This is a genomic window from Flavobacterium sp., assembly GCF_031422135.1.
Lineage (GTDB): Bacteria > Bacteroidota > Bacteroidia > Flavobacteriales > Flavobacteriaceae > Flavobacterium.
This window is the reverse complement of the sequence record NZ_JANOQD010000076.1, coordinates 47,654-55,711: the sequence shown is the minus strand read 5'-3', so window position 1 is coordinate 55,711 and position 8,058 is coordinate 47,654. Positions and strand designations below refer to the sequence as shown.

11 protein-coding genes are annotated in these 8,058 nt (G+C 30.9%); 5 read left to right on the top strand and 6 right to left on the bottom strand.

What is annotated here, in order from left to right; all coding sequences use genetic code 11:
* Window positions 1-69 precede the first annotated feature (69 nt).
* Together RMO70_RS10445 and RMO70_RS10440 are read left to right on the top strand one after the other, a co-directional pair.
* Complete coding sequence (locus RMO70_RS10445; protein WP_310556382.1) at window positions 70-585, top strand: DUF2892 domain-containing protein; 516 nt, start codon at window positions 70-72, stop codon at window positions 583-585.
* 149 nt (window positions 586-734) lie between these two features.
* Window positions 735-1,430 (top strand): TlpA disulfide reductase family protein, encoded by a 696-nt coding sequence (locus tag RMO70_RS10440; RefSeq protein WP_310556381.1) that lies wholly within the window; start codon window positions 735-737, stop codon window positions 1,428-1,430.
* A gap of 3 nt (window positions 1,431-1,433) precedes the next feature.
* Here RMO70_RS10440 and RMO70_RS10435 read toward each other — a convergent pair whose 3' ends face one another.
* The 3 genes from RMO70_RS10435 to RMO70_RS10425 are packed head-to-tail and all read right to left on the bottom strand — an operon-like array spanning window position 1,434 to window position 3,399.
* A complete protein-coding gene (locus tag RMO70_RS10435) occupies window positions 1,434-1,802 on the bottom strand; it encodes a sulfite exporter TauE/SafE family protein (RefSeq protein WP_310556380.1) in 369 nt (122 codons plus the stop codon).
* Between the two features lie 12 nt (window positions 1,803-1,814).
* Entirely contained in the window at window positions 1,815-2,702 is an 888-nt protein-coding gene (locus RMO70_RS10430) for a lytic transglycosylase domain-containing protein (protein ID WP_310556379.1), read from the bottom strand.
* A gap of 40 nt (window positions 2,703-2,742) precedes the next feature.
* A complete protein-coding gene (locus RMO70_RS10425; protein WP_310556378.1) occupies window positions 2,743-3,399 on the bottom strand; it encodes an alpha/beta hydrolase in 657 nt (218 codons plus the stop codon).
* 106 nt (window positions 3,400-3,505) lie between these two features.
* Here RMO70_RS10425 and RMO70_RS10420 point away from each other — a divergent pair, with 106 nt between their 5' ends.
* Together RMO70_RS10420 and RMO70_RS10415 are read left to right on the top strand one after the other, a co-directional pair.
* Window positions 3,506-3,790, top strand: coding sequence for an N-acetyltransferase (locus RMO70_RS10420; RefSeq protein WP_310556377.1), 285 nt, complete (start codon window positions 3,506-3,508; stop codon window positions 3,788-3,790).
* 45 nt (window positions 3,791-3,835) lie between these two features.
* A complete protein-coding gene (locus tag RMO70_RS10415; protein ID WP_310556376.1) occupies window positions 3,836-4,177 on the top strand; it encodes a hypothetical protein in 342 nt (113 codons plus the stop codon).
* Window positions 4,178-4,182: 5 nt separating this feature from the next.
* Here RMO70_RS10415 and mtaB read toward each other — a convergent pair whose 3' ends face one another.
* The 3 genes from mtaB to RMO70_RS10400 all read right to left on the bottom strand — a co-directional run bounded on the left by mtaB (window position 4,183) and on the right by RMO70_RS10400 (window position 7,312).
* The gene (mtaB, locus tag RMO70_RS10410) at window positions 4,183-5,523 is read right to left on the bottom strand and encodes a tRNA (N(6)-L-threonylcarbamoyladenosine(37)-C(2))-methylthiotransferase MtaB (RefSeq protein WP_310556375.1); all 1,341 of its coding nucleotides are present in this window, start codon (window positions 5,521-5,523) and stop codon (window positions 4,183-4,185) included.
* 197 nt (window positions 5,524-5,720) lie between these two features.
* Entirely contained in the window at window positions 5,721-6,896 is a 1,176-nt protein-coding gene (locus tag RMO70_RS10405; RefSeq protein WP_310556374.1) for a GlmU family protein, read from the bottom strand.
* Window positions 6,897-7,060: 164 nt separating this feature from the next.
* Window positions 7,061-7,312, bottom strand: coding sequence for a type B 50S ribosomal protein L31 (locus RMO70_RS10400; RefSeq protein WP_310556373.1), 252 nt, complete (start codon window positions 7,310-7,312; stop codon window positions 7,061-7,063).
* A 217-nt stretch (window positions 7,313-7,529) separates the two neighbouring features.
* On the opposite strand from RMO70_RS10400, the gene RMO70_RS10395 reads away from it, so the two are divergent.
* Window positions 7,530-8,057 (top strand): DUF4199 domain-containing protein, encoded by a 528-nt coding sequence (locus RMO70_RS10395; protein WP_310556372.1) that lies wholly within the window; start codon window positions 7,530-7,532, stop codon window positions 8,055-8,057.
* The last annotated feature ends 1 nt before the right edge of the window (window position 8,058 follow it).

Below are 8,058 nucleotides of genomic sequence, written 5' to 3'. Positions count from 1 at the left end.
TGCAAGTAGTTTTGTGAAAAATATTTTAATTCTTTTACTATATTTGCCATTCATTATAAAAATACTATTATGTTTCATAGAAATATTAAGCTCGCAATAGCTGCATTGATTATATTTACTGGGATTTGGCAATTTACTGAAGGAAATATTGGGAATGGAATTTTCTTGATTTTATTGTCTGTAATTCCAATTTTTCTTTATTTTAAAAACGAGTTTATCCTGTTGGCTTTTTTAAAATTGAGAAAACAAGACTTTGCTGGGGCAAAAAATTGGCTAGATAAGATTAAAAACCCAGAAACAGCCTTGGTACAAAAACAGCAAGGTTACTTTAATTACTTACATGGTTTGATGCTTTCGCAAACCAATTTGATACAAGCAGAAAAATATTTTAAAAAAGCGATTTCTTTGGGTTTAAATATGGATCAAGATTTGGCTTTAGCAAAATTGAATCTGGCTGGAATTGCTTTGAGTAGAAGACGCAAAATTGAAGCAACAAACTTATTAACAGAAGTGAAAAAATTAGACAAACAAAATATGCTAAAAGATCAAATCAAAATGATGAAAGATCAAATGAAAAAAATATAGCTTTATTAAACATAAATGCTAAAGCCACATTTTTTATGTGGTTTTTTTATTTAAAAACGTTAATAATCGGTAAATTTTCACACTATAACGATAAAGTAATTTAATATTCAATATTTAATTTATATTTGAAAATAAGTTTCTTATTGAAAATGAAAACATTATACTCGTTATTGCTATGTATCTTTACATTGTCGATTGGTTTTTGCCAAGACGAGCAAATAAACTTTAATGATGCCATAAAAATGCATCTAAAAAAATACAATATTAAGAGTGACATAGCTTTTGAAAATAGAAACCTGAATGAAGGTCAAATTTTATTTGATTCTCTAGTCTCAAACCATTTAGTAGGTACAAAATTTGAGGATTATACTTTTAAAAGTATTTCTAGAAAAAAAGTTAAGTTAAGCTCTTTTAAAAAGCCAATTTTTATTTTGACTTATGCCTCATGGTGCGCTCCAAGCAAAGGTGAGTTCCCTGCTCTAAACAAATTAGCGCAAAAATATGCAAAAGACGTACAGTTTGTACTCCTGTTTTGGGACAAAAAACATGATATAAAAAAAATTGCTAAAAGTTTTAATCATAACATACAAGTTTGTTATGCACACGAAACTTATAAAAACGACGCTACTATAGTGGCAAATATGAAACATTCTCTTGGGTTTCCTACCTCCTACTTTTTAGATGAAAATTTAAAAGTAGTTAACATTAAGAGGGGTGGCGCACAACCTGCTCTAAAAAGCACTTATGTGAAAGCTTACACAATGAACTACAATGTTTTTAGGGAAGGTTTGAGTAGTCTACTTATTGAAAAAAATATTTCCAAAGAACAATTAACTACAAACTAAATATTACTTTTCCAAAAGGAATTTTCCAGCAATTATAATTAATACAACAGAAAATATTTTTTTGAGTGTTTTTTGATCAAAACTAATTGCTAATTTACTTCCGAAGTAACCTCCAATAACGAAAAACACAGCAATAATCAATGCGTATTTCCAGTTTATATATCCTTGCTTATAATAATTAAAAACGGCTAATGCAGTAACTGGAACTACCAAGACCGCTAAACTCGTTCCTTGTGCTTGATGCTGATTAAATCCTAAGAATAATATAAGTAGTGGTACCATTATAATTCCGCCACCAACACCAACCAATCCACTTAGTATTCCTGCAAGTATTCCAATAACTATAAGAGAAAGTATTGTTGTTGTTGTCATAGCCTAAATGTATTAATATCCAGAAGTCGGAATTTCTATTGTGTATGTTTTCTTCTTCAAATTATCTAATTTCTTGTCCCGCAACCAAGGATTATGCTGCTTTAGAATTTTATAATTTATACCTTGATTTTTTGCAAACAAAGCTAAATTATTTATAGAACTGTCAATTTCTATTTTTCGTATAGGTTGATTTTTATATAAATCTGTAGTTTTCAAATCAAAACCATACAAAGTTGGATTTTTCATAATCTCTTTCAATGCTAAAATTCTAAAAACATAACGTGAAGTTTCGTCCACCAATAATAAATCATAATAATTTGAGACTTGTTGTTCTTGAATTTTATTAGAAATTCCTGCCGTTCCTCCATTGTACGAAGCAGCAGCTAAAGTCCATGATCCAAATCTTTCTTTGGCTGCAAGCAAATATTTACAAGCTGCTTCTGTAGCCTTTTCAAGATGATACCTTTCATCTACGTTTTCCGAAACTTCCAATCCTTTTTCGCGAGCTGTTTGCGACATAAATTGCCATATCCCACTGGCTCCTGCTTTTGAAACTGAGGTTGTGATTAGTGAGCTTTCGATAACTGCCAAATATTTAAAATCGTCTGGAACATTATTACGAGCTAGGATGGGTTCAATTATTGGGAAAAATTTATTAGCTCTTTTTAGTATTAATATAGTCGAAGAATGCAGGTTAGCATTAATCAAGAGTTCTCTGTCCATTCGTTCGTGAACATCTGCAATTTGCAATGGGGTTTCTTCACCAGCAAAATCAATTTTTTCAGGAAAATAATTCGGTGTGCCTATTTTAGAAATTGTATCATTTGAAGTGGCATAAATAAGAATTCCACTCAAAAATAAAATTCCAATTAGCATGACTATTTTATTAATTGCTTTCATTTCTTAGTATTTGAAATGTAAAAATACTAAAAAGGAGTTGTTATTTGAGTATAATGTCAGGTAAATTAGAATTAAACCATTTGTATCGATTTAAAATCATAATATGCGTAGCTTCTTTTAAAGGAATTGCATTTTTTATATTTTTTATAGGGAAAACCTCATCCGCATCGCCATGTATATGGATTACGTTTTCATCAGTTTGAGTTCGAGACCAATTAATAATTTGCTCAATCGACCAATCCAAATAGATTTTATCACGCATCGACATGTATTTTTCATACAGTTTTAATCGTTGTTTTACAACAGCTCCAAAGGCATATTTAGACAGTACTTCTAAATTTTGAGCCATTCCTGTTGGCAACAGTTTGTATGCTTTGGTGGTTTTGGCGAGTTTCATTCTTTGTGGCAATTCAGAATTATTTTTAACACTCGAAATTATAATTAATTTTTTCAAGTTTAAAAACGGTGCCATTTCTTGTACCAATATTCCACCAAACGAAACTCCTATTAAAACCGCATTATCGTGTTTCACATTCAACGCCATTTGTTTGGCATATTCTTCGAGAGTTTGTGATTTTTCAGGCATAAACCAATCTAGCAAATGGGTTTCAAAAACATCTTCAGGAAGTTTTATTCTTTCAAAAATTAATGAACTTGCTGCCATTCCTGGCATAAAATAAACGTGAATTTTACTCATTATTTATCTAAATTTAATTAAAGCCATTTATTATGCTTATTTTTGCATAAAAATAATTGATTAGATTGATTTTTCAATACAGTAAATATTATTTTATCAAAAAAATATGGAAATCAAAGACAATACATTCTCCAGACAATTTGAAACTTTGGTCGACGAAGGTTTAGTAACGTTAGAATATTCGTTTCAAGAAAAGAAAATTTTCTTAACTAGAATAAACACCCCAGAAAATTTTGATAACGAGGAATTTATTTCCGATTTGCTTAAAAATATTATGGAAATAGCATACGAACGCAAACTAAAAGTCGTTCCTATTTTACCAAAAATCGCACTTTTTTTTAGAAAAAATACTACTTACAGAGATTTATTACCACCTGGTATTAAAATTTAGGTTTACTTTGAGAGTCATTTCGTAAAGATTTAAAAAAATTATAAAATGAATTCTGAAGAAACCAATCAAAAAATAATTTCCTTTTTCGAAGATATCGAAAAATATTATGGCTGCAAAACTGAAATTACAGAAGGTATAACTACAGAAATCGATAATTTTGATCCGAATTTAACTACTTGGAACCTATCCGAATTCACTTTACAGAGATCTGCTTACCGAAATAATGGTGGAAAATTTATGCTGGAAGGCAATACAATGTATTACGAGATTTCTGCTACCGCAATAATTAGTCTTGTGGAACCTGGAAGAAATAAATTTGAATTTATTGAACAATATGGCGAAACAGTTTTTAGAATTACTAAAATTAGATTTCATTATAAATATTGAGTCAATTATGAATTGCGATTTACATTAATGTTCAAAAAATCCATTCTTACACTTCCATCATCATCAATTTTTGTCAAATTAATTTCCTGCAATGTATTGACAAGTTCAGGATTCCAAGGCGTTTTTACTTTTACATAATTTTCGGTAAATCCGTGAATGTATCCTTCTTTGTTTTCACTTTCAAATAAAACGGTTCTGTTGGTTCCAATTTGTGATTCGTAAAATGCACGACGTTTTTTAACAGATAAACCACGTAACATTTTACTACGTTTGGCACGAACATTTGCAGGAATAACATTTTCCATCAATGCGGCTTCGGTATTGTCACGTTCCGAATAGGTAAAAACGTGTAAATATGAAATATCCAATTCGTTCAAAAAATTATATGTTTCTAAGAAAAATTCATCCGTTTCGCCAGGAAAACCAACAATAACATCAACACCTATGCACGCATGAGGCATTACTTCACGGATTTTATTGACACGTTCCACATAAACTTCCCGTTGGTAACGGCGTTTCATCAGTTTTAAAATTTCATTGCTTCCTGATTGCAATGGAATATGAAAATGAGGCACAAAAGTGCGACTTTCTGATACAAATTCAATAGTTTCATTTTTCAATAAATTGGGCTCGATTGATGAGATTCGCAAACGTTCGATACCTTCAATTTTATCCAATTCTTGTACTAATTCCAAGAATGTATGTTCGTGTTTTTTGTTTCCAAATTCACCTTTTCCGTAATCGCCTATATTTACACCTGTTAAAACAATTTCTTTGATTCCTTGTTCCGATATTTCTTTGGCGTTTTTTAGGACATTTTCCAAGGCATCAGAACGAGAAATTCCTCTTGCAAGTGGAATCGTGCAATAGGTACATTTATAATCACAGCCATCTTGAACTTTCAAAAAAGCACGGGTTCTGTCTCCAATAGAATAGCTTCCTACGTAGAAATCAGCTTCAGAAATTTCGCAAGAATGCACTTCGCCCATATCATTTTTGGACAAATCGTTTAAATAATCTGTGATTTTGAATTTTTCGGTAGCACCCAAAACTAAATCTACTCCATCGACAGCAGCTAATTCCTCAGGTTTCAACTGAGCATAACAACCCACAGCTGCCACAAATGCTTTGTCGTTCAACTTCATAGCCTTGCGCACCACTTGTTTGAATTGTTTGTCTGCATTTTCAGTAACGGAACATGTATTAATAACATAAATATCAGCAACTTGTTCAAAATCAACACGATCAAAACCTTCGTCTTGAAAACTTCTTGCAATAGTTGATGTTTCAGAGAAATTTAGTTTACAGCCAAGAGTGTAAAAGGCAACTTTTTTTTTGTTTTGCATAAGATAGCTCAATTAATGAAATCGTTGTCAAAAAATTGAGTTTGCAAAATTACATACAAATTTTGATTTTAGAAAATTCTTAAGAACTTACATATCAATAAATTGTTTTATTTTTAAGTTGATGTACCTATATCTTTAATAGTTTCAAGGACAACAAATTCTTTTATCCATTTTTTTTATAGTAATCTGATCATAACTTATTCTTTTATCCATTTTTTTTCTTCTTCAAAAACGTGTTCTAAAATTTTAGCCTCTTGTTCTGTAAATTCAACTTGACGTCTTGCCATCACGATTTTTGCCACTTCAAATGCTTTTTTAGTCAAATAGGCCGTAAATCCGGATGCGCCACCCCAAGAAAAACTAGAAACAAAATTGCGAGGAAATCCAGATCCAAAAATATTTGCAGAAACACCTACAACCGTTCCAGTATTGAACATCGTATTAATACCGCATTTGCTATGATCTCCCATCATTAAGCCGCAAAACTGCAATCCAGTTTTTGCAAAGCCTTCGGTTTCATAACTCCAGAGTCTGACTTCTTCGTAGTTGTTTTTCAAGTTGGAATTATTACTGTCAGCGCCAATATTACACCACTCACCAAGTACTGAATTTCCTAAAAATCCATCGTGGCCTTTGTTTGAATACCCAAATAAAACGGAATTACTTACTTCACCACCAACAACAGAATGTGGACCAACAGTAGTTGCGCCATATATTTTTGCTGCCATTTTAACCCGACCTGATTCGCATAGTGCAAATGGCCCACGAATAACAGAACCTTCCATAATTTCGGCATTTTTACCTATATATATTGGGCCAGTCGATGCATTTAGAGTAACAAATTCAAGTTTTGCACCTTCTTCAATGAAAATAGTTGAAGGAGATATTACATTGACGCTTTTAGGAATGGGTTGCGAGGTTCTTCCTTCGGTAATTAATTCAAAATCTTCACGAAGAGCAGCGTCATTTTTTGAAAAAATATCCCAAGTATGTTCAATTTTTAAACATTCTTCCGTAAACTCAATAATTTCATAGGTGTCAAAATCAACTTCCTCCTGAGTATCTGTAGTAAAAAAAGCAACAACTTCATCATTTTGAAAAATCGCTTGATTTGCTTCTAAACTGCTAACCATTTCAGATAAAACATCGTTTGGTAAAAAAGACGCATTAATCATTACATTTTCTTCCAATTCTACCATTGGGAATTTCTCTGAAAGATATTCTTCGGTCAATGTAGTTGTAGTAGAACCCAAATATTTTTCCCATTTTTCTCGAATGGTTAAAATTCCAACACGAATATCAGCTACAGGTCTTGTAAATGTGAATGGTAATAATGCGTTGCGGACAGTTCCGTCAAAAAGTATATAGTTCATTTTGCGTTGATTTGTTTTGTTGGTTAATCATTTATTTGTTAGACCTTTTAACCAATTAAATAGTTATCCGATTAAACATTCCAAAGTTACAAAGTTTTGAAGAAGATAAAAATAAAAAAAAGCCTTTCGTTTCCGAAAGGCTTCTGTATCTATCAAACCAGCAATTATTTGCTGAATTTAGCGTATTTGTTTTTAAATTTATCAATACGTCCTGCAGTATCGATAAGTTTAGATTTACCTGTGTAAAAAGGATGAGAAGTTCTAGAAATCTCCATTTTGAAAACTGGATATTCAACACCTTCGTGCGTGATAGTTTCTTTAGTTTCTACTGTAGATTTAGTGATAAAAACGTCTTCGTTTGACATGTCTTTAAATGCAACTAATCTGTAATTTTCTGGGTGAACTCCTTTTTTCATGGTACTCTTTTTTATGGTTGCAATTAATTTTGAAGCTTTTATTTCAAAAAGGTATAAACTAACAACAACTTTTTATTTATTAATTTTATTATTTCAGTTTGCAAAAGTACAATTATTTTTTAGAAATCAAATATTTATGTAACTTTTTTTCGTTTTAACTAACTAATTAAAGATAATGTATAATTCCTATATTTGTAAATTAATTAAAAACTGAATAATGAACGAAATAATTAAACGTAACGGTATAAATTATGGTATAATAACTGGAGTAGTCTCCTTACTTATTACAACTTTAATATATGTGATTGATTTGAAATTTTTTACCTCTTGGTGGATTGGACTTTTAAGTATTGCTTTTTATATTGTTTTAGGTTGTATTTTACTTTCGAAAACCAAAAAAGAATTAAAAGGAATCTTTTCATTCAAAGAAGCTTTTACCACTTATTTTATATCGGCTGTAATTGGGATATTAATTTCGGTGGTGTTTAATATTATTTTATTTAATTATATTGATCCGGATGCGAAAGAGACAATCAAAGAGTTAACAATGAAATATACTGTCGAAATGCTACAAAAATTTGGCACTCCTGCATCAGAGATTAATAAAGCTGTGGCAGATTTAGAAGCAACGGATCAATTTTCAATATCAAAACTATTGCAAGGGTCTATATTCAGTATTTTATTTAGTTGTATTTTTGGATTAATACTCGCTGCCATTTTTAAGTCTAAACCATCATACCAATAAC

Coding starts and splice junctions, on each gene's coding strand:
- RMO70_RS10430 (WP_310556379.1), bottom strand. CDS start 2,702: ATGAAAGCAATTAATAAAATAGTCATGCTAATTGGAATTTTATTTTTG.
- RMO70_RS10420 (WP_310556377.1), top strand. CDS start 3,506: ATGGAAATCAAAGACAATACATTCTCCAGACAATTTGAAACTTTGGTC.
- RMO70_RS10400 (WP_310556373.1), bottom strand. CDS start 7,312: ATGAAAAAAGGAGTTCACCCAGAAAATTACAGATTAGTTGCATTTAAA.
- RMO70_RS10395 (WP_310556372.1), top strand. CDS start 7,530: ATGAACGAAATAATTAAACGTAACGGTATAAATTATGGTATAATAACT.
- RMO70_RS10425 (WP_310556378.1), bottom strand. CDS start 3,399: ATGAGTAAAATTCACGTTTATTTTATGCCAGGAATGGCAGCAAGTTCA.
- RMO70_RS10445 (WP_310556382.1), top strand. CDS start 70: ATGTTTCATAGAAATATTAAGCTCGCAATAGCTGCATTGATTATATTT.
- RMO70_RS10440 (WP_310556381.1), top strand. CDS start 735: ATGAAAACATTATACTCGTTATTGCTATGTATCTTTACATTGTCGATT.
- RMO70_RS10435 (WP_310556380.1), bottom strand. CDS start 1,802: ATGACAACAACAACAATACTTTCTCTTATAGTTATTGGAATACTTGCA.
- RMO70_RS10415 (WP_310556376.1), top strand. CDS start 3,836: ATGAATTCTGAAGAAACCAATCAAAAAATAATTTCCTTTTTCGAAGAT.
- mtaB (WP_310556375.1), bottom strand. CDS start 5,523: ATGCAAAACAAAAAAAAAGTTGCCTTTTACACTCTTGGCTGTAAACTA.
- RMO70_RS10405 (WP_310556374.1), bottom strand. CDS start 6,896: ATGAACTATATACTTTTTGACGGAACTGTCCGCAACGCATTATTACCA.